The sequence below is a fragment of the Sphingomonas sp. S-NIH.Pt15_0812 genome, assembly GCF_003951315.1.
Classification (GTDB): Bacteria; Pseudomonadota; Alphaproteobacteria; order Sphingomonadales; family Sphingomonadaceae; genus Sphingomonas.
The window spans coordinates 110,129-132,297 of the sequence record NZ_QLJH01000009.1 but is presented as its reverse complement, the minus strand read 5'-3'; the positions used below and the strand labels follow the sequence as shown (position 1 = coordinate 132,297).

Sequence of the window (22,169 nt, the reverse complement as noted above, 5' to 3'; positions counted from 1 at the left end):
GGGTAGACCTTCGATACATCTACCGACCGAGCCGGTCGGCCATCCGCCACAGCATCTCCCCGGTCGCTTCCGGTGCGAGGTACCGTTCGGCTCGTTGGGGAGGACGACAGAGCGGACGGTCGGGCCATCGCCCTTCAGCGCGGCGTACATGCGCTTCGACTGGACCGGGAAGATGCGGCTGTCAGCGTCGGCGCGGGGGGCATCGTTTGCCGGGGCGAAAATTAAAGCTATCCCATCGAGAACAAACGTGAAACATTGGTCGATGGATCAATAGGGAGTCGGGAGACATGACCGCCATGATCGACGACCCGATGCGCATGGGCGTCACCGCCCGCATCAGCGGTGTCGCTCATAACGTCACGGATTTACGGCCCCGCGATCGCCTGCGGGAGCGACCGGGGCCGCCCGGCCCGCTTGAGCGCAGAAAGGGGAGGCAAATTCGTGGTTTGAGGGCATGATGCCCGGAAGCTGAAGGAGATCGCCATGCGCCGCTGCGTCCGTGCCGTTCTACCGTTGATGTTCGCTCCGGGCCTGCTGGCCGGATGCGCCACCCATGCAATCAGGTTGGAGGCGGCAGGGGCGGTGCAGGCCCGAAGCCGTGAGGCGGTGACGGCGGCCGCCGGCTATTTCGATGCGATCGAGCAACGTCGCCGCGACGCTGCCGCGGCGCTGGTCGCGAGCGATCCCAGCTGCCTGCCGGTGACGCCGCTGCGGATCCAGGTGCCCATCGCACCGTCCGCCCCGGCAGCCCCGCTGTGCCTTTCCGGCGAAGCGCCGACGCCGGGCTACGCCATGTTCGAGATCGATATCGGCAGCAGTCCGCGCGTGGTGCTGGAACCGCGCATCTCCCTCATCGCCGCGATCAGCGACTATGCCGATGCATTGGCCACGATCCTCGACGCACCCAAGACCGACGTGTCGGCAGAGATCACCACCTTTGCCGACCAGGCCGACCGGCTCGCCCGCTTCGGCAGCTTCGTCGCCGGCGCCGACCTGCCCAACGTCAACGCGGCCGTCGCCAGCGAGCAGGGCCAGAGCCTCGTCGCGCTGATCGCCTTTGCGGACGACCTCGCGCGCGAGGCGCGGCGGACGCGCGACGTGCGTGCCCTTGTCGTCGAGCGCGGGGCTGTCGTCGATCGCGCGCTCGCATCGCTGTCGGCGCAGGTCACGATCTGGGGCAGGGGGGCGGCGCGCAACGCCGACGACCTTTATGGCAATGCCCTGTTCCGGACCTATGTCCGCAACCGCGCGAGCCTGTCAGCCGACCAGCGCGAGCAGCTTGCCGGACGGGTGTTCGCCGCCCGCGAGGCCGCCAAGGATGGACCGGCCCGCGCCGCGCAGGTCGCCGACGCGATCGACCTGGCCGCCAAGGCGCAGGCCGGGTTGCGCGATGCGCTCGCCGGCCGACTGACACCGGCGCAGCGTCGCGCGGCAGCCCGGCTCAACATCGACCGCATCACCCGCGCGCTTGGCTTGATCGCCGCGCTCGCCAGTCCCGCCTGAGGAGGATCGGATGACCAGCTTCACCCAGGCCGTGGACGCGGCGGACGCGCTCATCGACCAGCTTCAGGACCTGACCACCGACCCGCGCTATGTGCCGCGCTTCTTTGATACATTGTTCGGGTTGCGCACCGCATTGGGCACTGCGCGGGATCGCTTTGCCGCAGCGCATGACGGGGCGGAGGGCGATCGTCCCGTCTTCGCCACGACGCTCGATCGCTGCGAGCAGGCACAGGCGATCGGCAGCGCGCTTGCCCCCGACGACGCGGCGCTATCCCGCTATGCCGGAGCGGTGCAGCGCGCGATCACGGCGCTGGACGGGCAGGGCGGGGCAGACGCGCGACCCTTACTGCGCGGCACGCTGCGGCTGCGGAGCGGCTCCGCCCCGACGCTGAGGGACGGGGGAGGGCGACGCGCGATGCCGGAGCCCTATTATGCCAGCCTCGTGAAGCTGTTCCCCGTCGAGGCGGTGACTCTCTACCCGCTGGCGGTCGGTATCGCGGCCGGTGATATCGTCATCCGCCTGATCCTGATCGGCATCATCACGCTCTTCATCGTCGCGCTGCGCTGGTTCGCAACGCAGGAGGAGGGCGGGGGAGAAGCTGATGGGGTGGCGATCGCGGTCTCGGCGATCTCGTTCGAGCTTTATGCGGCCGCCTTGGGTGGCTTTGGCGACCTGCCGGGGGGGCCCGAACAGACCAGTCAGGTCCTCGCCTTCATCACCATCATGTGGGTCGCGCTCGTCCCCTTCGTCCTTCGTCGCGCCCGCCACTGACCCGACCCTTTGAGGAGATACGATCATGTGCCGCTCCACCCATCGTCACTCGCTTCACTGCATCCTGCCGCCTTACATCCTGTCGCAGATCGCGAAGAACGGCTCGCCCGAGCTGCGGGCCATGGCGGTCCGCAGCCTGCTGATCGATCCGACCATGCGCCTCGTCCGCGCCAGCACCGCCGGACCCGTCACCGGCGCGATTGCGCGGCGTCGCGCCGCGGCAGCCACCATCCTGACACCGGGCCCGCTCCGGACCATCCGCGACGCAGGCGGCGAAGCCGAGGCACCGGGGGCCAAGGTCGTCCGACGTGAGGGGGACGCGCCCACCGGCGATCCGGCCGTCGACGAGGCCTATGACGGACTCGGCGCGACCTTCGCGTTGTTCTGGGACGCCTATCGGCGCAACTCGATCGACGATGCCGGGATGCCGCTCGACGCCACGGTCCATTACGACCAGGATTATGACAATGCCTTTTGGGACGGCAGCCAGATGGTGTTCGGGGACGGCGATGGCGAGCTGTTCAACCGCTTCACCATCTCGCTCGACGTGATCGGCCACGAGCTGACCCATGGCGTCACCGAGAAGGAGGCGGGCCTCGCCTATTTCAACCAGTCCGGCGCGCTCAACGAGAGCATTTCCGACGTGTTCGGCAGCCTCGTGAAGCAGCATCTGCTGGGGCAGGCCGCGGACCAAGCCGACTGGCTGATCGGTGCCGAACTGCTGACCGCCAAGGTCAGGGGCGTCGCCCTGCGCTCAATGAAGGCGCCGGGCACCGCCTATGACGATCCCGTGCTCGGCAAGGATCCGCAGCCGGCGCATATGGATGACTTCGTCCGCACCAATCAGGACAATGGCGGCGTCCACATCAATTCCGGCATCCCCAACCGCGCCTTCTATCTGGTCGCGACCGCGATCGGCGGGAACGCATGGGACCGGGCCGGGCAAATCTGGTACAATGCGCTGCTGGACCCCAATACCAGGGCCAATACGGACTTTGCCGGCTTCGCCCGCGTCACCATTGAGGTCGCAGCGCGTTTATACGGTTCGGGCAGCGCCGAGGCGAAGGCGGTCACCAAGGCCTGGAGCGCGGTTGGAGTGATCTGATGCAGACGGGCAAGGCATGCGACGAGACGGTGACGGGCGAGGCCCGCGTTCGGATCGAGGGCGGCCTTGCCCATTTTCCCGGACTGGCGAAGGAGCAGACGGTCTCCTTCGACGATCTCGCCATCCCGGAGCGTCAGGAAATCGCCAGCCTTGCTGATCAGGCGGATTTTTTTAGCTGCACACCGGCACATGACGGTGCGCGGCCCGATGCACGTACCTATACGGTCCGGCTGACCATCGCCGGCCGCAGTCGCGAACTCCGGATTGTCGAACCGATCGGCGATCCGGCGCTGGCTAAGCTGGTCTCGCTGGTACGTCGCCTGAGCAAACATCATGCACGCCAATGCTGACCGTATCGAGGGCCGGTAACGCTGAGATAAAGTAGCAAATTGACGGGCCATCCGGCGCGTGGAGCATGTCGGCAGATATCGCTCGATAAGAAATGTTATGTTAAATACATACCATGATGATGGCGTAGCTATGCCTACATATCCATGTCGTGATCATAGTCGATCTCGATCTCCATATCCTTGCGTGCCAACTCGAGCCGTTCATGATGCGTGGGCCGCGCTGAAGCGCTCTGTCGGTCGTCGATCGCTCCGGCAAGCGCATCCGGCTGTTCCGGTTCGGGCTGCCGTAATTCATCTTCGATTGCGGTCAGCGCAGCGCTCATGGCGTCGAGCAACATCGCATCCCGTTCCACGGCCTGCTCGGGCTGCAGGTGTTCACCCGTCACGGCACCGGGCCGTTCACCGCCAGGCAGAGTATGTTCCGGCGCCAGATCGAGTGCGTGCGGCACATCGCCACGATGCGTCTCGATTGCCTGGACGAGTGCTGCCCGATCATCGGTGTACAGCACCATATCCTCCCGCGCACGGGTTTGCAGGACATAGTAGAGGCTCTGGCTATTGAGCAGTCGGTCATGGCTGTCCATCATCGTAATCGCGCGGTCGACGGTGATGCCTTGTGCCCGGTGCATGTTGAGCACCGCGCCGTGCCCCAGCCGCTCGCGCATCGGATCACCAGGGTCGATCACGTAATCGCGCGTGCGACCTGACAGATGGAGGCTTCCGTCCTCGATCCGTTCGAGCGTCGCGGCAGTGCCGTTGACGATCCCGCGCGACGTGTCCCCCGCCGTAAACAGCAGCCGATCACCCTCGCGGACCTCAATCGAGTCCGGCACCGACAGCGCTGCCCCCTGCCCTGCATGATGGAACCGGCTTGGCGCAAACCGGCATATCGCGCCATCGCGCGCCAGCTCGACCGTGCCCCGCACAGTGTCGACGCCTGCAACCGCATAGGAGCCGGGCACAAGCCCTGCCTGATGGCGGTAGACGTCAAGTTGCATACCCGGCTCCCAATGCCGCGTCTGCCGCAATTCCTCACGCGTCAGATTGAGATTGTCCCAGACCTTCAGCGTCACCGCCTCCTGTCCAAGTGCCCCTTCCTCGAGCAGTTCACCGCGCACCGCGTCCAGCACCGCCTCGCGTAGCGTATGCCCCGAGGTGAGCAGTGCGGTGCGCTCGCGATCCTCGGGCGAAAGCTCAAGATAATGGGTCACGGCGGCCACCACGGGATCGGTGTTCTCGCATACCCGGTCCGCAAGCAGCGCGAAGGCATCTCCGACCCGGCCCTCGCGCGACAGCATTGCTGCCTCGCGCAGCACATCGGTCTGCTGACGACGGTTTTCCGACAAACGCACGGTGGGCAAACCGGCGTCTTGCAGCAGCGCGAACGGTCGCCCGGCGCCCGGTGCCGAAATCTGCTTCATGTCGCCGACCGGCACCAGCCTGGCAGCGCCTCCCGCCGCCATGATCCCGGTCAGCGCGGCGAACTGCCGTGATGACACCATCGAGGCTTCTTCCAGCACCACAAGCTTGTCCTGCACCAAAGCCGAGAGCGTCTCGCTGCCACGTACCCGATCACCTCGGGCACCGTGCGCCTGCAGCACCGAGGCCAGCGAGCGCATCTCGAACCCACGCCCGCCCATTTCCTCCATCAGCTTGTTCTGCGGCACCAGCACCAGCATCCCCACGCCCGCCTCCGCGCAGACGCTTGCCACAATCTCGAAGAGGAACGACTTGCCGCTTCCGGCATCGCCCTGCACGAGTTGAATGCGGTTCTCGCCAGCCAGCATAGCGAGACCTGCCTGGCGCTGCTCGTCGGCCAGCGTCACGCCACGCGCCTCGGCTGCCCTCGTCAGCGCAGCGTCCGCGGCCATGCCACCCAGGATCGGCCTGGCGGTCCCGACCCCGTCCCGTACGGCCTTCAGGATCGCCTTCTCAGTCGCCAGCATGTCGCGCGTCGTCAGCCGATCAGCGTGCACGCCACCACGTGGTCCCGCGATCAGGATGCCGGCTGCCTGGAGCACATCGATCCGTGCCTCGATCCCGCGAACGGTTGCCCCCTTCTCCGCCATGTCGAGGCTGGCGGTTATCAGGTCCACGTGTCGAAAGCTCGCCGCGCGTTCGCCGAGGTGGCGAACCCCCGCTGCCACCGCATAGGCGCTGGCGAGGTCGCCGCCCCGGCGGACATCGTCCAGACCGCGCAGCAAAGGTTCGGGCCGCGGTCCAAATGCCTGGGTCACCCGCTCGATGAGTGCCGTGCCCCATTCGCGCACCGTGCCCATCACCGAACGCGGCGGCCCCCTCCCCTTGGCGGCATCGACAACCGCGCGGATCCCATCACCGTGCACCAGCGCTTTCTCGGCCCACAGCGCACGTGCCGCCTCGGCGTCACCAGCTTGCTTGGCGTCGCGCGAGCGTACCGCGATCGCCTCCATCGCGCGCGGCGAAGACAATCCCAGTTCTTCAGCTTTGCGCAGGATCTCCTCGCGACGGGCGCTGAATGCCTCGATCACACCGCGCGGCACTCCGACGATGTCGAACTGGCCGTGTTTACCGTTGATCTCGGTGTTGTAGCCGAGCCTGCCCAGCTCGGCACGCAACTCGGCGTGATAGGCGGCACCGATCAGCGATGACCGCTTCCACAACGCCGGGTTATGCAGCGCTACCCAGCTGCCGTCACGGCGCTGCGCGGCATTCACGATGACGGCATGGGTATGCAGATGTGGGTCGAGCTTGCGACTGAGATCGTGCTGGAAGCCGGCATAGACCAGTCGCCCAGGCTCGGTGACCGCGCCAGCCTTGCCAAAACGCGCCTCACCGAAACGGGCTTCCGCCCACGCCATGGCCGCTGATACTGCTTTGGCATGTGCGGCAACTACCCTGGCATCACCCCCGATCAACGCGACGAGCGACACCGATTTGGGCGCGTTGAACGTGAGCTCGAAACCCTTGAGGCGCGTGCCATTTCCGCCCGCCGCGATTGTCACGCCGCCTGGCAATCGGCCCTCCAGCACAGCGGTGAAGACGCCTGCGTCGACATGACCCGATAGGCCAAGCGCCGCAGCGCCCTCCCCGCCCCATGCAGACGGTCCCTCCTGCCCGCCGGTATAGTAGTTATCAGCCGCATAATAGGACGCCGGATCGCCCCCACCTGCGAGTTTTGTCGGGCGAGCCGTCACGACGTGACTGTCCTGATCGGGGGCACCCAAATCCGGCAGGGAAAGCCCTTGGCGACCTCGCGGGCATGGATCACGCAGCGGGTATAATCCTCGCGGAAATCTCGATCGCCGAGCAGCCCTTTTGTCTCGGCCATCAATGCACCCGTTGCACGGTCATCACCGGCAAGCGTGAACGCCGCATCGATCGCCCGTGTGTTCCCTGTCAGGCGAATTGAAACCCAGCGCGTAGGCGGGGTATCGGCCAGGAGTAGACCCAGCGCGACAAGCAGCAACAGCATGCCAATGGCACCCCCCGCGGCCGCCCATCGACGCTCCTTGTGCCAGGCGCGAAGCGCCTGCACTTCCGACTTCAAGGTATCGATCTTTGCAACGAGAACGTCCTGAAGATTCTTGAGCGCCGCGGCTTGCTCCACGCCCGCGATTTCCCGTGCCGTTTCCATGGCACCGAGCCGCGCCGTATGCGCATTATCGTGGTCGGTCAGCATGGTCCGGAGATGGCCGGTCCCGCCGGTCTTCACGATCGTATCCTTGATCGCGTCGAAGCCATTTGCAATCGACCTCGGCAGCTCCTCGGCGAGCCGTACGACCAGCGTATCGAACCGCTCGAACAGCTCATTCAGCCGCGTCATCAGCGACCCTGTTGCGGCACCTGGCATGACCTTGTTCATGTGCCCGTTCGCACCCTGCCCGCCCCCTTCGCGCCCGGCCTGTTCCTGAACGATCCGCTCGACCAGATCCCGGACCATCAGGCCACGTCGGCGCGCCTCGGCGTCGAGCCAGGCATGGGTCTCGGCCGACACGTCGATGCGCCGGCGCACCGGCTCATTCATCGCCGCAGCCTCTCGCGCGCTTCGGCCTGCATGCGCGCCGCCAGGTCCCGGCTGCGCTGACGCAGGTCGGTGAGCCTTGCCTTGGCGTCGGGGCCACGTCCGGCCTGTGCCTCGACCATCGTCTCCAGCCCGGCGCGCAGCTTGGTCAGCTGGTCCAGCAGGATCTCGTCGAGCGGGAGGAGCTCGTCGTCGAGCGCCCGCACCAGCGTATCCGCTACCCAGGCGCTGCGCTGCTTGCCGACCTGCGCCGCGCGGCGTTCGATGCCTGCCAGCTGCTCGGGCAGGAGATAGACCGTGATCGGTACGCGCGCCATCGATACCCCCGTTTCGCCGTCTACCGATTGTGCATTCCATCATCCTGGTCCGCAAGCATGTGGGCAGAGCAATGCCCAATTATATGTCGGTAATCAGCCAGTATCTGCTCTGTTCAGCAGCTGGTCCAAATGGTCCACGCACAGAGCGGCGGATGGACCACTCGCCTGTAGCCCTGGTCTTCTGCCGTTTCTTCGCACCCCGCAGGGTGCATCAGGTGTGGACCCCTGCCCTACCCTATTCTGACGGCGTTGCTCGTTGATTTAATGATCTGCATCGTTCCTGGCTTTCCGCGGGACTCCAGGCCGGCGTGACAGCCGGCCAGCAGATCGTATGTGCCCCAACTGAGAGGGCAGCCCTGCTGCCGTGCTATCCGGTCTGCATGTAAATCAGTCGAACGTGGCGGGACGCGGATGGCTGAGCGGTCGCTGGAAGGCAATTTCGATCTCACCGACCTCTACCATGTCGAGGGCGTCGAGGATGTTGATCGAAGGCCAGCGATGCGGCTCTGCATCCTTCGGTAGCGGCGTCTCAGCCATCTGATTGTCTCGGTCGTCAGTCATGCATTTGGCCTGTGCATCAGCGGTCTGGATCATTGCCTCGATCGACTGCTTACAGGTCCAGCCATGCCGCTGCCAATGCGGTTGCCTCTACGTCGTTCAACGTGTCCAGCGACAGCAGCTGACGGTCACACATGACGCGCTGGATCAGCGCGATCAGATGGGCGAGTTCAGGTGTCCAAGAGGATCGACGATTGCGAGTTTGCGGCTGCCGTTCCCGACTGTGACAGCGAGATGGAAGATGCAATCAGCTGGTCTCGCCGCTACCAGTTCTGGCATTCGAAAACGTCGATCGCATTGGCATGGTCGAGCAACGCGGGCCAGGCCGCTGACGCAATCTGTGCCCTCAGCTGAACACTCCCTCAGGGTGCACAGCATGAGGCCTGGATCATCCCGAAACGCTTTAGACAATTCCGTACGCAGCAGGCTCGTTTTACCGGCCGGCGTCCGGTTCAATCTCGTGGTTGAACGCGGCGCTTTCCGATGGTGCCCAAGAAGCGGCGACCGCGTCACGAAGCGCCTCGGAAACCTCTTCGATGCCCACTGCTCGACGAGCGGAAAGATAGCTGCAAGCCAACTGGATCAGCACCTTGGTCGCAAGGTCCGCGACCGGCTCCGGGAAGGCAAGCAGGCGCGCTTTGGCACCACGGCTCAACCGTATATGCCAAGTCCGGACATCGGACCCTATGTGCCTGCTGCAAGCCTCTTCGCGGGTGAAGAAAGCTGCAGCATCCGCTGCGGAGAGCAGCGTCGAAACGTGGTGCGGATCAAGTGCACCAAGCGCCACGATCTGCTCGCTCACAAGGTCGGGAAAGTCGCCGCTACCGCTGGATACTCGGACACCGATGAGATCGCCCATGCGGTATGATCGAGACGCCGTCATGCCTGCCTTACCGCATCATCGAGCCGGACCCCTTCGGCCTGCTGCCGACCCTTGCGCCTCGCGTTCCACGCCACCTGTACCGCGTTAGCCAGATGGGCGCGTTCGATGCGGTAGCCGGGGTCATCAGCGTGCAGGATTTTGAGGTGTTCCAGCGCGTCGTCGAACACCGCATCGCCAACTGCGGCGCGGACAGCACACAGCCAGCGTGGCGAGGCGTGAGGATGGCGGGTCAGCCACCAGCCACGTACCTGGTCGAGACCGACCGGCACGGCCCAGATGATCAGGAGAAGCACGGCCATGATCGCCGAGCGTTTGCCACCAGAGAGCGCCAGCAAAAGGATCACCCAGCTGATCGGAGCGACGAGGAGCGAGATACTGAGCGGCACCACCGCAAAGCGGCTGACTTCCCAGCGTGCAAGCATCTGGTCGGACCACGGTACTGGATCAGTCACGCCACGAATCATGTCCACCTCCGATGCCGGTCGGGAACGGTTCATGCCACGTCGTGGGATAATCATCGCACGCCAAGCCCAAGCCATGCGAATGGTGCTGCCAGTGGTCATGATGGTCGCGCGATAGATCGGTGCCGAACGGGTTGCCAGCGATGTCGATTCCGCCGGTGATCGGTAGCCCGTTGGCGGGGTTGATCGTCGGGGTTTCAGCCACCGGCGACCCGGCGGTGAGCCAGTGCCAGTCATCGCAGAACGATGCGATCCGGTTCAGCAGTCCCATGAGGTTCGGCCTCCTTGTGACAAGGTCAGACGATATACGCTTTCCGCATTTTCGGCAAGCCGCGCTAATGCCTCGTTATGCCGGTCTCCCCCGCCCTCCCCAAGCTGCACTCCCGCATTGTCGCCGCGCTGACCGAGGCGCGCCGAGACGCCAAACTGCGTCAACTCGATCTGGCAAAGCGGCTCGGTTGGCAGCAAGCCTATGTGTCGCGCTACGAGACCGGCGAGCGGATGCTGGCAGTGGACGAATTTGTTGCAGTCGCACGCGCGATCGGCATCGATCCGGTCGCGCTGCTGGCTCAGGTGCTGGGTGGCGAGAACGGTAGCACAGACCGAAGCCAGACTACGTGGTGACCGGCAAAGGCATGCTCTAGCACTGGGCACCTCGATGAAAGAAGGCAGGTGAAAGCGTTTACGGCGGTCAGGACGAAACACGGGAGAGAGGAGATCCTCCTACCCCCCGGCAGGTTCGTCATTGTCAAGGGATGCACGGGGATTGGCCATTCCTCCAAAGCAAGGCGTCGTGCCTGACCAGCTTCCCCATCATCTACTCCCGGATGCATTTTCTTCTGTGGGTCACATGGCACCGCGAGGCCCACTCAGCGTCCCATCAGAAGTCCTTCGCCGAAGTCGCCCCAGGTATCGGAGAGGCCGATATGACCTACTCCCCTCCCCTGCCCTTCTCCTTGGCCTCCTGCTCCGCGACGAAAAGCTCGAGAGCCCGTGTGATGATCTCACCCATCGGCGTGCGCAGACGCCAACCCAGGTCCTCGAGAAGCGTCTTGTCGGCCGGACGTACGCGGATCAACGACACGTCGCGATATAGCCGCGCCAAGTGCCACCTAGGGGGCCGACGATATCGACCATATGCTGGGTGAGTCTGAGGGCAATTAGGGGCATTGCCCTCTCATTCCGCAGCCCTCACGCCCCCTTATCATTGAGCGAGTCAGCAGCTGACATCGGACGGCTCAGCTCTACCTATGGGCAAGAACATGATGAAAGCGGATTCTGCTTTGCCAGGGTTCCGATGGCGCTTGCCGCCAACTCGCGATTAATAATGTTCGCTGTAACCGCGCGGTCCGCCCTAACCATTCTACGAGCAATCCGCAGCCGCCGAAAGACCGCTCCGTATTCCTCGGTTCACCGACTGTGAAAGCGGCATCGCCCCGCTTACCTTATTGCTTCTTGGCGCGAGCGGCCTCAGCCTCTTCAGCGAGATCGAGGAGAAGCGTCATCGCCGCCCCCTTCTTCATGCGATGGCGATACGCGAAGTCGTCATACCGATCGCGGTCTGCAGGGGTCGTCCGGATGTGGAAATTGGCGGTGTAGACGGCCATCCTAGCGGGCGCAGGCGGCGGAGCAGACTTGGTAAGGAGTTCCGTCGGCTCAGATTTGAAGCCGAGCCGCTCCCCCCCCTGCTTGGCGGCAGCACGCTGTTCCGGTGTCGGCACAGGGACGTCATCATCGTCGTCGAGCGCGAAATTTGCGAGCCCGGGACGAGCGGTGTCTTTGGTCATGCCGGTGCCTTTTCATTGAGTAGGTTCAGAACATCGAGAGTGAACGCCGCGGCGTTAGCGCGGGCTGTGTCGAGCGATCCCACGTCGGTCGCCTTCAACGTGGCCAGGGTGCCGCCGAAGCTGAACAGCGCCCGAAATGCGCCGCGATCGGCAAGGGCTGTCCCGATCACTGGGATGCCGGCCTCTTGGAGGCCGGCAATGATCTGCTTGAGGTCGCGTGGCCACAGCCTGTCGGATGCCTGCGTTTTTGCCAAGACGGCCGCAAATTTTAGTGGCTTATCGCGATGCTTTGAGACCTGTTTGACATTCTTGAAGGCTCGTGCACCTTCGTTGGAATCCAATGCCGAACCCTGCATGGGGATCAATGCGAGATTGGAGACGAGAAGCGCGTTGGTGACACGACCGGAGGCCCTCCCCTCCAGATCCACGATCACGAATTTAGCGCGCTTTCGGGCCTCGGTGATCGTGTCGATGATCGTCTCTTCGTCGATCTCTTCGACGACCTCAATGTTCTTCGGTTTGCCGTCCAACGCCGCCCATTTCGCAAGCGGGAAGTTCGGGTCGGCATCGATGAGGATGACGTCGGCGTCCTGCGCCGCGAGCTCAGTCGCGAGAATGAGCGCTGTTGTGGTTTTACCCACCCCGCCCTTCGGCGACAACAGCGTGATAACGGGCATGCTCTTCTCCAGTTTTGCACGCTCATGTGCCAAAATACCGGTTAGAACGGTTCGCGCGGGTCCGCAAGTCGCAGCGGTTCTTACGGTTGCTATTGAGCGCGCGGTTTCAGCGCTCCTTTGTATACGCATCGTTGCTCCGCAAGGCTCAGCGCGAAACCGGCACCAAGTGCCCCCACTTCCTTCAAGAAGGGGCAGCTACGATGGATGTGAGTTAAAGGCCGGACTTACTCGAACAATCGTAGGTGACTCCGGTCCAGCCGCCCCCTCCACCAGGCTAGCTGCACCGCAGCGCTACGCTGCCTCATCGCCGCGGCTCGGCAGCCTGTCCCGATGTTCTTGATGACAATTGAGAGGCGGACTACGGCCGATCTTGGAGACGCTGTGCATCGAAATCTGAATGAGTACATTTTCGGCATCAATCGATGAGACGCTTGAGAGAGTCCGGGCAGCTCTCGTCACAACCGCTGTCTCCCCCTTAACACGTATGTTCGCTGTAACCGCGGTCCATTGCCGTTCTGAGGTATAGAGAAAGCGCACAGATGCATCGTCACTCATGAGCATCGCTTGAGCACTGACCGGCCGAAGTTACACCTCACAGCGGCGGGCGCTAAATGCGCCTGCTACAATGCTTCCACATTGGTAACCGTTGTGTTCGTTCTAACCGCTGCACCACGCGGGTTACGGAAGTTCAATATGTCCGCTGTGACCGTTGAACTCACCTTAGTGAATCGGTGTGCGTCCTCCATTATAGCAGCGATAGCCGTTGTCAGCGGTTCGGACGGAGGTGATCCGATCGTTTCCGATTGGCCGAGTCTGAACTCATCGAACGTCCCCTTAGTCAACAGCGACATCCACCCAGGACCTAATGCAGCAGGGTGGCTGGTGCGTTCGTTGCGGCGCTTGTGTTTGCACGGTTACAGCGGAGCGTAGAACTAGGCAAAAGCGGGATCGCTGCACATGCGGTTGCCTGACCACTGCGAAGCACTCGCGGACGAGGCGATCAGGCGTGAGATCTACGAAGCGGACCGATAACCCAATTCGTGAATTGGCCTGGAATGAACGGTAACGATGGCTAGCATGAATGCGACGGTTAGCACGGGTGCAACGGTTACTGAGGTTATTAGTGCTCGGACGGCTAACGCGGGTACATCCGTAGCTGCGGCTGGAACGTGGCAACAGCAGCAGCGATTGCCTTGGTGATCCCCGCCGATAGGTGAGATCGAGGTGAACCAAGCCGCGTACCAGCAGGCGACGGCGGGGAACACAAAGGCAGGGGAGATCCTAACCTATATAATTCCCGCCATGTCAGCGGCCGCGAGCCACATAGAGGTCAAAAACCTAGCCAAACCAGCTCACACCGTCGGGTCTCGAAAACTAATCGTCTAGGATTGTAACCGTTGCGACCGTTGCATCCCCATTAACTATGTGCTCCGCCGCGATCTCGAGACCCGTGATCTCTGAGGCTTAAAAACAGATTTCTCGTTGGGAGCGTCGTCTCGGATTCTCACAAGCTAGCCTGGCCCGACGAGTTGCCTACCAATCTGCGAGGTGAACTTTGAGCCGGTCGCTATCACCCACAGTCGATAGGAAATTCTGATTCGATGGATCGTGCCGGCTTTATAACGACAGCGGTGACAGCGGTCACAGACGTTACAGCGGTCGCAGACGTTACAGCGGTCACAGACGTTACAGCGGTCGCAGACGTTACAGCGGTCACAGACGTTACAGCGGTAACGGACGTTACAGCGGTCAGGGCGGTTATAGCAATCACAACGGTTACAAGCGTCTTAATGGTTCCGGCAGGTACAGCGGAGCGCAATTTGGTAGCCAGCGCTGAGATCGCTAGCGAGACGATCCGTGCCCTTCGTTAGACGTCCGCTGAGGCTAGCGCTCGGTACACCAGAAGGTTAGAAAGCGAATTGCCCGATAGCGTGAACCGAGCTTTGACAGACCATAGCCATCAGAGAGATTGACGTAGAACAACTTATTTTCAAATTCGCTGATTTGATCGCGACTGAATGACTTGGTGCACGGGTATACGCGGCGGAAATACTCGTACCGCATGTATGGTAACGATCAGGTCTCCACGGCTTAGCCTAACACTCATAGGGTCGAGCCGAGCCTGCTCCTTTTTGGAGGATATCTGAGGCCGTCGCCATCGAGATCAGGCTAGCGATTGCAACGCTGGCTTCAGCGAGTGCAGCGAAGCAGGGGCTATCCTCGGAGATGCTCAGGCTCCGCGAGGAGACCGGAATGAGCGACCTGTTTTGGCTGACTGATGAGCAAATAGAGCGGCTGCGGCCGTTCTTCCCCAGGTGCCACGGCAAGCCGCGCGTGGATGACCGGCGGGTGCTGAGTGGCATCGTGTTCGTCAACAAGAACGGGCTGCGCGGGCGAGAAGCACCCACCGAATACGGTTCGCACAAAACGCTCTATAATCGGTGGAAGCGCTGGGGTGAGGCAGGCGTGTTCACGCGCATGATGGATGGGCTGGCGGCGAAAGGTGCCGAGCCGAAGACGGTCATGATCGACGCGACTTACCTGAAGGCGCACCGCAAGGCCTCGAGCCTGCGGATAAAAAAGGGATCTTGGCCGCCTGACCGGGCGCTACCTATGGCGGCATGAACATCAAGCTCCACGCCGTCGCCGACGCGAACGGCCAGCCTTTGAGTTTCTTCATGACCGCTGGCCAAGTCAGCGACTATACCGGAGCAGCAGCGCTGCCCTACGGCTTTCTTCTCCGCCGTCCCCTCGCTGCCATGGTAATCTTCTGGCTGCGATCAACGAGTCCTGATCCCAGGTCCCTTCACTATCTAGAAGGAAGATGCTGACGCTCATTTCACAGCACGGTCGTCAAATTGATCCCGAACATGCCGTATTTACAAGTATAAGTCATAAAATCGGTGATGAAATCTTCCATTGCTCGAATCAAAGAGGTCCTCGATAAAACTTCGGCATGGACAAAATAAATATGAAATTTGGGCCGAAGCATTACGGCTACGTGAATAAATATTCCACACATGGCGCTAGCTTGCCTACGCACACCCCAATTCTTGACCTTAGTCCAACTCGATAGCTCACACCGATCTATTGGGTGTTGAACGAGATGCAGGGTAGGGGGGTCTCACGCTGCGGCTGACTCGATCGTCCGACTGATAGTCTTCGGCTTCGCCCGCATCCGGACGACCGTCCGTGGCGGTTGGCGATTGCGGCCCATTGCATCGGTCCGAACCGTCTTAGCCGACTCATCAACAACGATTTCGTAATCTGGAAGGCGGTTCTCTTCCTGGACCTCTTTCACTAGCTGCTTGAATTTACGCATAGAGGCAGTCGTCGACCCGATCTTTCGATGCAAATCCTCAAGGCCAATCTCGATCTCGCCGGGCCCGCAGTAGCAATGGGCGATCTCGTAAATCCGCCGTTCAATGGCGCCCAGCCGGAAATAGTCGTGATGATAATGGTAAATTCGTTGATCCCGCTGGATGGCCCGGAACAGCCATGCACAGGGGCGGACCCGAACGTACCGCAAGACCTCGTCCCCATTGGCCTTCTTCTCATATTCGATCTGGGCTTCCGAAAGCCAAGAGAACCAGCCTCGATCGATCTTGTTACCCGTTTCGATGTTCGTTTTGATTTGCGTCCCCTGGAGGCGCTCCAAGGCATCGGCGAAGCGCTGGTAATCTCGCTTTGAGGGACGAGCGACGCCAGTCACCCGAAAAAAGTCGTGTGCCGCAAACGTTACATCGCCGCTGTGAGTGACCCCATGTGCGAGTTCCTGCGCCAACAGCGACGCCACGTAGAGGATGATTTCCTTGTCCCACATTGTCGCTACGCCGGTCGCGCTCGGGCGGATGTCGATCGAAACACCTTCATGCCTGTATTCAATCGGTTCGAAATGGGCCTTCTTGGACAAGACAAAGAAGGGGAAGTCCATGATGCTGCGTTCACCGCGCACCTTACCATGTAGCGGACTGTCCATATCGAACAGTGATATTTGTCGCGGCAGGGCGGGGGCGTTGGCCATCGACGGTCCCATTTTCGAAGGGTTGAAGAGGATCATAGCGCATTTTGGCTGTGGATCACCCCCGAAGCGACTAGCGTACCTAAAAGCACGAGGATCGGACGCCGCACGGGCGGGCCCCTATCACGCGCTCACCTCAGACGGGGAAAACGAGGGGACACCGCACGTGCTTTTAGGTACGCTATCGGCGTTATAGGAGCCGGCGCCCGATTGATCCCGTTCGACCCAGAGCCGCCAAGGCGAGTTGCCCGATCGAGCACGGACCGCCGGTTCCGAGTGCCCGCATGCCTTCGGTACGCACACTGTCCTTCAGTCCGTGGAAAGTTCGGCCGAGGTTGAGGTTCCCGGAAGCAGCATTCTTGTTCATACCCCGGAGATACGCTCCCGGCCGGTCGACGTCGCCGCGCGAGTGCTTATGCGCTGTCGCGATGACGGAAGCTGCAGCACCTTTTTGCCCCATCAGGCGACAGGCCTCGTCCCAGACGCTCTTGTGGATCGCAGTCTGGTTGACGAGACGTTCGGCCGTGCCGATCAGCTCGCCCCAAGTTGGCGACGTCCCGCCAAAAAAAATCAATTCCGGCACCACCGCGGCGATGAACTCCGGGTCGATACCGTGCTTTTTGAGATCTTTTTCGACCTCCGTTTGAGGTCGCTCGTTTCGAACGTCATACTCTGCCCTCCCACTTTTTTCCGAAAGGCCGCTACTGTAATTTGCTTTAGCATTTTCAGGTTGGATTGTAGTTGTAATAGGGGCGTCGTTAGGTTCGCCCGAGGGTGAACTATGACTGTCTGTCGAGGGACCGCCCGAGCTCGCGAGAGCCTTGGTTACGGCTTTCGCGAGCTCAGCCGAGCGACTCTCGATCTGCTCAACGCATGCCATGAGACGACTCTCGTCCCTGACTTCCCGCATTTGCCGCGTGGCCATTTCTGATAGTTCCACGACCAAACGTGCATCGATGCCCGTGATCGCTTCATCTTCCACTAACTGCGCAAAGCTCCGGATCCGCCGCCTAGCAGCGGAAAGGCGCTTGCGCAGGACGTTGACGCGCACGTCAGCGGCGCGGCCCTGCTCGGCTGCGTCCACAAACTCTTGGTACCGGACACCTAGAGGACTCAGGTCGATCCCGTACGCGTAGATCAGCCGCCCGTCCTTCCCGCGGGACCCAATGCGATTGCCGTTCGGGCTGTCACGGTGCGCGATCAAGCCGCGCCGTGCCGCACTGGTGAGCGTCTTTTGCAGCTGCCGTATCCCAATCCCAAGCTTTCCGCTCAGCTTCTCGTTTGATGGAAATACGATTGGCCGCTCGCCGGTCGTCCAGTCCACCGGGCGAGACCAGCTCATGAGCGTGTCGACGACATGTACAAGGCGAGAAGGTATGCCGAGGTAGGGCGCCGCGCGTTTGAACATCGTCAGGACCTGACGGTGAGAGACGTCTTCCGGAAGTCCCCGGAAGCTTGAGGCGATCTCCTCTGTGGCTGCGGTGCGATCGTCGATCCGTCGGTGGCCGGCGCCTGGAGCATAGGTGTACGACATCGTTCGGAAAATCCCCCCTGGGGATCCCGTGCGGACGCAGAAGTGCGTGGCGTCGTTCGACGCAATTCAGCTTGCTGCGATCTCGGAGCTCGGTTAGGTGAGCGCTGTCAGGCGGCCTTTCCGAAGGTCCGAAAAGCCCGGCCTAGTGCCGGGTTTTTCTATTCTGCACGGCATCCCCTTAATGGTGTCCCGCTATCGGATGATAGCGAGGCCCCGCCCGCAACTCGCGGACCAGCAACAAGGAAGCGTAACCGGGCTTTAAGGTTTGAGTCGCGGTCGAAGGTTCGTGCTTTTGGGTACGCTCACCCTCGAATCTTCGTGCTTTCAGGTACGCTGTATCAGGAGACTCGTGCTTTCGGGTACGCTGACATGGGAGAGCCATAGCGTACCTGAAAGCACGTGTAGCTTAAAGCTGAAGTGTCCGAGATGGATGCCATTATCGTGCTTTCAGGTACGCTTTGGGCAGCGGGATACCCTTCAACCGGCCGACGGGCGGCCGTGTGTAGGTCACCTCTGGTCGCGGCGATATCGTTGATTGGCTCTGCATGAAGGAAAGCAGGGCCGCGCTCAGTCTCAACGAAGAGCCGGATCCTGTTCCAGTCGCTGATACGATCATGGCCGGCTACGGAGGGCTTGCTTAGATGTTTGATCCCACGGTTCGATGGTGCGGTCCTTTCGCTGGAATGTAAGGATGCCGTCTGGGACCGGTACGTCATGAGTGATCGCATGCGATCACTCGCCACGACCACGCACGCCGTCCGAGCAGCAATACAGCGATCGCAAGCTTCGCTCGCGACGCTGGGCCGGGAGCCGGGGATCAACCCAAAAAAGGTCGCGAAGTGGCGTAAGAGAGCGACGGTCGACAATCTGAAGACCGGGCCAAAGGCCCCTCATTCAACGACCTTGTCCGAGGCCGAGGCCGAGGAGGCAGTCGTTGTGGACATTAGGATGGCTCACAATGCTGCGGCTGGATGAGTGCCTCTACGTCCTGCGATCGTCGATACTGCACCTGACCCAATCAGCGTGCATCGTTGCCTGCAGCGGCACGGCATCTCCCGCCTGCCGGACATCGAAGGCGATAAACCGACCCGGCAACGCTTCAACTGCTACCCGATCGGCTTCTTCCACATCTATATTGCCGAAATGCAGACTGCCGAAGGCAAGCTCTACCTACTCGTCGCCATAGACCGCTCCCCCCGACCAGATCGTTGGCCAACGTTGTCCGGGGGCATGCCGTGGACCACGTTGCCATCCACTCAACCCTGAAGCATGGCTACAGTCATCCAGCAGCCGGAACAATTTCGGCCGAGCAAGGCGGGTCCCAATCTCATTTTCGACATATCGCGCCGCAATCCTAAAACCATGTGCAACGGCCAAGGCATCCAGCGCCGCGCGGGCGCGGGTTGCGTCCTGTTCCGCGGTCGACGCGCGTAAATAGGTTCGAACGAATATGCTTCAGTCTTTTATGAACGGTCTGCTTATGTTCAGTCTCTTTTGAAATCTAATCCGACGGAAAAAGGACTGGCTGACTAAAAGTTCTCTAAGGGTATGCCCGAAAACGACTAGCGGTCCGTTGGACTGCGGAATGTACTGGGCGGGGGGGGCAAAGGTATAAACCGCCCGTTTCCGCCCGTTCGCATGGCCCACCGAACTCAGTGTCGTCGAAAGCACGAAGTCGGCGCTGAAGATTCAGGCGCACCATGGCTGTGGCTATCGGATGTGCTCGAGCTTCAAGTTCTTGACCTTCACCTTCTTCCACTCACGATCGGCAGTGAGAGCAGGGACGCCAAGCTGCACAGCGAGCGCGAGACAGGACCGGTCGCCTAAGCCGCGGCCATATTGCCGCGTCTGTGCATGCAAGGCAGCGGCGGCATAGGCTGCGTCGCCATCGTGGGCACGAACGTCGAGACGAAGCTCGTCAAGCAGTTCACGGGTGGTCGCCTCGTCAAGGCCACTGAGCAGGAGTTCCTTGATGACCTCCTGGAGGTTGACGGCCGAAATTGCAGCGCGCCCGATATGGGGAGCGACCTTGTCGGCGCCGGGTTCATCTCGAACCAGCGCCAGAACCGCGGATGCGTCGAGGACGGCCGATGTCATTGTACGTCTTGATCCTCGTCGCCTGAAGCTGCCTCACCGAGATCAGCTGCCGTTTCCGCCTTCCGGTCATCCAGAAAGTCGTCTGTCGTGCGCGCGTGCTTGGCGTGTTCTCGATAGAGCGCCTGCGCACGCGATACACCATGCCCGATCGGAGACAGGCGCACTTGATCGTCCTCAATCGTCAAAATGACCTTCGCGTCACCGTGCAGGCCCATAGCCTTGCGCACCGATGCGGGAAGGACCATGCGGCCATTGCTAGCGACCCGGATATCTATGGTCTGCGTAGCCACCGTGGAATCCTCCGTTTTAAATGTTAAGCCTCATCATGCCACATCGGACGGGATGACACAACAATGCGAGGGGCAGCCTTGATTGGAATGCCAAGACATTGCCGTCAATGTGGGTATACCGTAATTGTACAAAGGCGTTGAGACAGTTTCGGTGTTCGACCAGGGTCAGTTGCAGGCATATTGAACAGTTGGTTGTTGTGGTCTAGAAGCTGATTGAACAAGAGGGGGGTTGATGACGCTTTTTGGCTACGCCCGGGTATCGACCTCGGAACAGGATCTCGACATCCAAATCGCTACGTTGAAGGCTGCGGGCTGCCAGACGATCCGGTCAGAGAAGAAGTCGGGCACCGAGCGCGGTGCGCGAACCGAGCTGCAAATTTTGCTCGAGTTTCTGCGTAAGGGCGACACGCTGGTTGTAACGCGGATCGACCGGCTTGCCCGTTCGATGAAGGATCTGCAGGACATCGTCCATGAATTGAAGGGTAGGGGGGTGGCGCTGAAGGCCACCGAGCAGCCGATCGATACCGGCACCGCCGCGGGCAAGGCTTTCCTCGATATGCTGGGCGTATTCGCCGAGTTCGAGACGAACCTGCGTCGCGAGCGCCAGATGGAGGGTATTGCCGCAGCTAAAGTACGCGGCGTTTACAAGGGCGGCAAGGCGCGGATCGACCCAGAAGCCGTGCGGGCACTGGCGGCGAACGGTATGAGGCCATCTCATATCGCGCGGCAGCTCGGCATCTCACGGGGAACCGTCTATCGCTTCCTTCCAGACTCTATCGTGACGACCGGGGGCGCGACAGATGCGGGAGAAACCCCGTTTGGATCCGTCGATGTCGCAGAACGCGCAGAAGCATTCGCCGTCGCCGCTCATGGCGACCAGCTATACGGCAACGAACCCTATCGCACCCATCTTGCAGCAGTTGTCCAAATCCTGCGGGACTTCGGCTACACCGGTTCTTATCAGGCGGTAGGGTGGCTGCACGACGTGGTGGAAGACACAGCAATCGATCTCGAGACAATTGCCGATCACTTCGGTCCCGAAATCGCTGGCATGGTCGATGCCGTCACTGGTCTGGGCGCAACACGAGCCGATCGCAACGAACGTATCTATGCCGGTATCAGGCGTGAACCTCGCGCCGCAATCGTCAAACTCGCGGATCGGATCGCAAACGTGGAGGCAGCGCGAGTAGGAAGCGGTCATGCCGATCGATACGTTCGCGAAGCGGCAGCGTTCGCTGCCGTTGTAACGCCACATGTCCCGGACGGTATGTGGTCACGCCTCACCAAGGCATTGGCACGACATGAGGCTGCAGCCGGATAGATGGCATCGACACGTTGCTTTACTCAAGTTGAAACGCCGTCAGGATCGGGCAGGGGCCTGCCGATCGCGAGCCGCACTCGCTCGCAAGCCGTCGCAGCGAAGCACGCGCCTTTTCAAGCTCGACGATCTTCGCATCCAGCGCTGCAATCTGCTCATGGGCGAGCTGGCGCGCACGCGCGCGATCATCGGTCGCATCCAATGCCAGCAGCTCGCCGATCTGCTCGAGCGTGAATCCGGCTGCCTGTGCCGAACGGATAAAGCGGAGCCGCCGCACATCATCGGCACCATAGCGTCGGATACCGCCACCGGTGCCGGACCCGCTCGGCCGATCGGGCTCGTCGAGAAGCCCGCGCCGCTGGTAATAGCGCACGGTTTCGACACCCACGCCACCTTCGCGCGCGAGCCCTGCGATCGTCATGCCCGCCATGCCTTGACTCCGGACTATGGTACGGACTCCATATAGGTGGGGCAGACGAACTGGAGAAGCGAC

At 61.7% G+C, this 22,169-nt stretch carries 23 protein-coding genes and 3 pseudogenes; 10 read left to right on the top strand and 16 right to left on the bottom strand.

Annotated elements, in window-relative coordinates; all coding sequences use genetic code 11:
- Positions 1-287 precede the first annotated feature (287 nt).
- Genes BRX43_RS20270 through BRX43_RS08350 form a run of 5 tightly spaced genes read left to right on the top strand, consistent with a single transcriptional unit; the run spans position 288 to position 3,730 of the window.
- On the top strand, positions 288-458 hold the full coding sequence (locus BRX43_RS20270) for a hypothetical protein (RefSeq protein WP_164523565.1): 171 nt from the start codon (positions 288-290) through the stop codon (positions 456-458).
- 58 nt (positions 459-516) lie between these two features.
- Positions 517-1,503 (top strand): hypothetical protein, encoded by a 987-nt coding sequence (locus tag BRX43_RS08365; RefSeq protein WP_125994389.1) that lies wholly within the window; start codon positions 517-519, stop codon positions 1,501-1,503.
- 10 nt (positions 1,504-1,513) lie between these two features.
- Positions 1,514-2,275: a hypothetical protein gene (locus BRX43_RS08360; RefSeq protein WP_125994388.1), complete on the top strand. Its 762-nt coding sequence runs from the start codon at positions 1,514-1,516 to the stop codon at positions 2,273-2,275.
- A 25-nt stretch (positions 2,276-2,300) separates the two neighbouring features.
- A complete protein-coding gene (locus BRX43_RS08355; protein WP_125994387.1) occupies positions 2,301-3,380 on the top strand; it encodes a M4 family metallopeptidase in 1,080 nt (359 codons plus the stop codon).
- Positions 3,380-3,730 (top strand): protealysin inhibitor emfourin, encoded by a 351-nt coding sequence (locus tag BRX43_RS08350; protein WP_125994386.1) that lies wholly within the window; start codon positions 3,380-3,382, stop codon positions 3,728-3,730. Before BRX43_RS08355 ends, BRX43_RS08350 begins: the two co-directional genes overlap by 1 nt.
- Before the next feature lie 134 nt (positions 3,731-3,864).
- Here BRX43_RS08350 and mobF read toward each other — a convergent pair whose 3' ends face one another.
- The 7 genes from mobF to BRX43_RS08315 all read right to left on the bottom strand — a co-directional run bounded on the left by mobF (position 3,865) and on the right by BRX43_RS08315 (position 10,223).
- Entirely contained in the window at positions 3,865-6,906 is a 3,042-nt protein-coding gene (gene mobF / locus BRX43_RS08345) for a MobF family relaxase (protein WP_164523564.1), read from the bottom strand.
- Complete coding sequence (locus BRX43_RS08340) at positions 6,903-7,736, bottom strand: hypothetical protein (protein WP_125994384.1); 834 nt, start codon at positions 7,734-7,736, stop codon at positions 6,903-6,905. Before BRX43_RS08340 ends, mobF begins: the two co-directional genes overlap by 4 nt.
- Entirely contained in the window at positions 7,733-8,050 is a 318-nt protein-coding gene (locus BRX43_RS08335) for a hypothetical protein (protein WP_125994383.1), read from the bottom strand. The genes BRX43_RS08340 and BRX43_RS08335 overlap by 4 nt, the downstream gene beginning before the upstream one ends.
- A 387-nt stretch (positions 8,051-8,437) precedes the next feature.
- Positions 8,438-8,644, bottom strand: a complete 207-nt coding sequence (locus BRX43_RS08330; RefSeq protein ID WP_125994382.1) for a hypothetical protein — start codon at positions 8,642-8,644, stop codon at positions 8,438-8,440.
- 397 nt (positions 8,645-9,041) lie between these two features.
- A complete protein-coding gene (locus BRX43_RS08325; protein WP_125994381.1) occupies positions 9,042-9,467 on the bottom strand; it encodes a hypothetical protein in 426 nt (141 codons plus the stop codon).
- A 20-nt stretch (positions 9,468-9,487) separates the two neighbouring features.
- Positions 9,488-9,955: a hypothetical protein gene (locus BRX43_RS08320; protein WP_125994380.1), complete on the bottom strand. Its 468-nt coding sequence runs from the start codon at positions 9,953-9,955 to the stop codon at positions 9,488-9,490.
- On the bottom strand, positions 9,936-10,223 hold the full coding sequence (locus BRX43_RS08315) for a hypothetical protein (RefSeq protein WP_125994379.1): 288 nt from the start codon (positions 10,221-10,223) through the stop codon (positions 9,936-9,938). The genes BRX43_RS08320 and BRX43_RS08315 overlap by 20 nt, the downstream gene beginning before the upstream one ends.
- 77 nt (positions 10,224-10,300) lie before the next feature.
- Here BRX43_RS08315 and BRX43_RS08310 point away from each other — a divergent pair, with 77 nt between their 5' ends.
- The gene (locus BRX43_RS08310) at positions 10,301-10,576 is read left to right on the top strand and encodes a helix-turn-helix transcriptional regulator (RefSeq protein ID WP_125994378.1); all 276 of its coding nucleotides are present in this window, start codon (positions 10,301-10,303) and stop codon (positions 10,574-10,576) included.
- A gap of 307 nt (positions 10,577-10,883) precedes the next feature.
- On the opposite strand, the gene BRX43_RS20265 is transcribed toward BRX43_RS08310, so the two are convergent.
- The 3 genes from BRX43_RS20265 to BRX43_RS08295 all read right to left on the bottom strand — a co-directional run bounded on the left by BRX43_RS20265 (position 10,884) and on the right by BRX43_RS08295 (position 12,416).
- Positions 10,884-11,057 (bottom strand): hypothetical protein, encoded by a 174-nt coding sequence (locus BRX43_RS20265; protein ID WP_206433153.1) that lies wholly within the window; start codon positions 11,055-11,057, stop codon positions 10,884-10,886.
- A 340-nt stretch (positions 11,058-11,397) separates the two neighbouring features.
- Positions 11,398-11,739 (bottom strand): hypothetical protein, encoded by a 342-nt coding sequence (locus tag BRX43_RS08300; RefSeq protein ID WP_125994377.1) that lies wholly within the window; start codon positions 11,737-11,739, stop codon positions 11,398-11,400.
- The gene (locus BRX43_RS08295; protein ID WP_125994376.1) at positions 11,736-12,416 is read right to left on the bottom strand and encodes a ParA family protein; all 681 of its coding nucleotides are present in this window, start codon (positions 12,414-12,416) and stop codon (positions 11,736-11,738) included. Before BRX43_RS08295 ends, BRX43_RS08300 begins: the two co-directional genes overlap by 4 nt.
- Before the next feature lie 2,253 nt (positions 12,417-14,669).
- On the opposite strand from BRX43_RS08295, the pseudogene BRX43_RS08285 reads away from it, so the two are divergent.
- Positions 14,670-15,139: pseudogene (locus BRX43_RS08285) on the top strand (IS5 family transposase); the annotation flags it as partial.
- A gap of 401 nt (positions 15,140-15,540) precedes the next feature.
- Here BRX43_RS08285 and BRX43_RS08280 read toward each other — a convergent pair.
- Positions 15,541-16,476 (bottom strand): replication initiator protein A, encoded by a 936-nt coding sequence (locus BRX43_RS08280; RefSeq protein ID WP_241214852.1) that lies wholly within the window; start codon positions 16,474-16,476, stop codon positions 15,541-15,543.
- Between the two features lie 151 nt (positions 16,477-16,627).
- The gene (repC, locus tag BRX43_RS08275; RefSeq protein ID WP_125994374.1) at positions 16,628-17,971 is read right to left on the bottom strand and encodes a plasmid replication protein RepC; all 1,344 of its coding nucleotides are present in this window, start codon (positions 17,969-17,971) and stop codon (positions 16,628-16,630) included.
- A 714-nt stretch (positions 17,972-18,685) separates the two neighbouring features.
- On the opposite strand from repC, the pseudogene BRX43_RS08270 reads away from it, so the two are divergent.
- Positions 18,686-19,171 (top strand): annotated as a pseudogene (locus tag BRX43_RS08270) (IS481 family transposase); the annotation flags it as partial.
- Here BRX43_RS08270 and BRX43_RS08265 read toward each other — a convergent pair.
- The 3 genes from BRX43_RS08265 to BRX43_RS08255 form a co-directional block, all read right to left on the bottom strand.
- Positions 19,142-19,423, bottom strand: a complete 282-nt coding sequence (locus BRX43_RS08265) for a recombinase family protein (RefSeq protein WP_125994407.1) — start codon at positions 19,421-19,423, stop codon at positions 19,142-19,144. The pseudogene BRX43_RS08270 and the gene BRX43_RS08265 sit on opposite strands and share 30 nt — an antisense overlap.
- 258 nt (positions 19,424-19,681) lie before the next feature.
- The gene (locus BRX43_RS08260) at positions 19,682-20,068 is read right to left on the bottom strand and encodes a type II toxin-antitoxin system VapC family toxin (RefSeq protein WP_125994373.1); all 387 of its coding nucleotides are present in this window, start codon (positions 20,066-20,068) and stop codon (positions 19,682-19,684) included.
- Positions 20,065-20,358 carry an AbrB/MazE/SpoVT family DNA-binding domain-containing protein gene (locus BRX43_RS08255; protein ID WP_125994372.1) on the bottom strand — a complete coding sequence of 98 codons (294 nt, stop codon included), beginning with the start codon at positions 20,356-20,358 and terminating at the stop codon, positions 20,065-20,067. The genes BRX43_RS08260 and BRX43_RS08255 overlap by 4 nt, the downstream gene beginning before the upstream one ends.
- Positions 20,359-20,590: 232 nt before the next feature.
- Between BRX43_RS08255 and BRX43_RS20825 the strand changes: the two are divergent.
- Both BRX43_RS20825 and BRX43_RS20820 read left to right on the top strand, forming a co-directional pair.
- A pseudogene (locus BRX43_RS20825) lies at positions 20,591-21,127 on the top strand (recombinase family protein); the annotation flags it as partial.
- Between the two features lie 9 nt (positions 21,128-21,136).
- Complete coding sequence (locus BRX43_RS20820; RefSeq protein ID WP_241214854.1) at positions 21,137-21,679, top strand: HD domain-containing protein; 543 nt, start codon at positions 21,137-21,139, stop codon at positions 21,677-21,679.
- 19 nt (positions 21,680-21,698) lie between these two features.
- On the opposite strand, the gene BRX43_RS08245 is transcribed toward BRX43_RS20820, so the two are convergent.
- Entirely contained in the window at positions 21,699-22,106 is a 408-nt protein-coding gene (locus tag BRX43_RS08245) for a MerR family transcriptional regulator (RefSeq protein ID WP_125994370.1), read from the bottom strand.
- Positions 22,107-22,169: the final 63 nt, after the last annotated feature.

Excerpts from the sequence above, each read along its gene's own strand:
- BRX43_RS20270 (WP_164523565.1), top strand. The coding sequence starts at position 288 with ATGACCGCCATGATCGACGACCCGATGCGCATGGGCGTCACCGCCCGC.
- BRX43_RS08365 (WP_125994389.1), top strand. The coding sequence starts at position 517 with ATGTTCGCTCCGGGCCTGCTGGCCGGATGCGCCACCCATGCAATCAGG.
- BRX43_RS08360 (WP_125994388.1), top strand. The coding sequence starts at position 1,514 with ATGACCAGCTTCACCCAGGCCGTGGACGCGGCGGACGCGCTCATCGAC.
- BRX43_RS08355 (WP_125994387.1), top strand. The coding sequence starts at position 2,301 with ATGTGCCGCTCCACCCATCGTCACTCGCTTCACTGCATCCTGCCGCCT.
- BRX43_RS08350 (WP_125994386.1), top strand. The coding sequence starts at position 3,380 with ATGCAGACGGGCAAGGCATGCGACGAGACGGTGACGGGCGAGGCCCGC.
- BRX43_RS08340 (WP_125994384.1), bottom strand. The coding sequence starts at position 7,736 with ATGAATGAGCCGGTGCGCCGGCGCATCGACGTGTCGGCCGAGACCCAT.
- BRX43_RS08335 (WP_125994383.1), bottom strand. The coding sequence starts at position 8,050 with ATGGCGCGCGTACCGATCACGGTCTATCTCCTGCCCGAGCAGCTGGCA.
- BRX43_RS08330 (WP_125994382.1), bottom strand. The coding sequence starts at position 8,644 with ATGATCCAGACCGCTGATGCACAGGCCAAATGCATGACTGACGACCGA.
- BRX43_RS08325 (WP_125994381.1), bottom strand. The coding sequence starts at position 9,467 with ATGGGCGATCTCATCGGTGTCCGAGTATCCAGCGGTAGCGGCGACTTT.
- BRX43_RS08320 (WP_125994380.1), bottom strand. The coding sequence starts at position 9,955 with ATGATTCGTGGCGTGACTGATCCAGTACCGTGGTCCGACCAGATGCTT.
- BRX43_RS08315 (WP_125994379.1), bottom strand. The coding sequence starts at position 10,223 with ATGGGACTGCTGAACCGGATCGCATCGTTCTGCGATGACTGGCACTGG.
- BRX43_RS08310 (WP_125994378.1), top strand. The coding sequence starts at position 10,301 with ATGCCGGTCTCCCCCGCCCTCCCCAAGCTGCACTCCCGCATTGTCGCC.
- BRX43_RS08300 (WP_125994377.1), bottom strand. The coding sequence starts at position 11,739 with ATGACCAAAGACACCGCTCGTCCCGGGCTCGCAAATTTCGCGCTCGAC.
- BRX43_RS08295 (WP_125994376.1), bottom strand. The coding sequence starts at position 12,416 with ATGCCCGTTATCACGCTGTTGTCGCCGAAGGGCGGGGTGGGTAAAACC.
- BRX43_RS08280 (WP_241214852.1), bottom strand. The coding sequence starts at position 16,476 with ATGATCCTCTTCAACCCTTCGAAAATGGGACCGTCGATGGCCAACGCC.
- repC (WP_125994374.1), bottom strand. The coding sequence starts at position 17,971 with ATGTCGTACACCTATGCTCCAGGCGCCGGCCACCGACGGATCGACGAT.
- BRX43_RS08260 (WP_125994373.1), bottom strand. The coding sequence starts at position 20,068 with ATGACATCGGCCGTCCTCGACGCATCCGCGGTTCTGGCGCTGGTTCGA.
- BRX43_RS08245 (WP_125994370.1), bottom strand. The coding sequence starts at position 22,106 with ATGGCGGGCATGACGATCGCAGGGCTCGCGCGCGAAGGTGGCGTGGGT.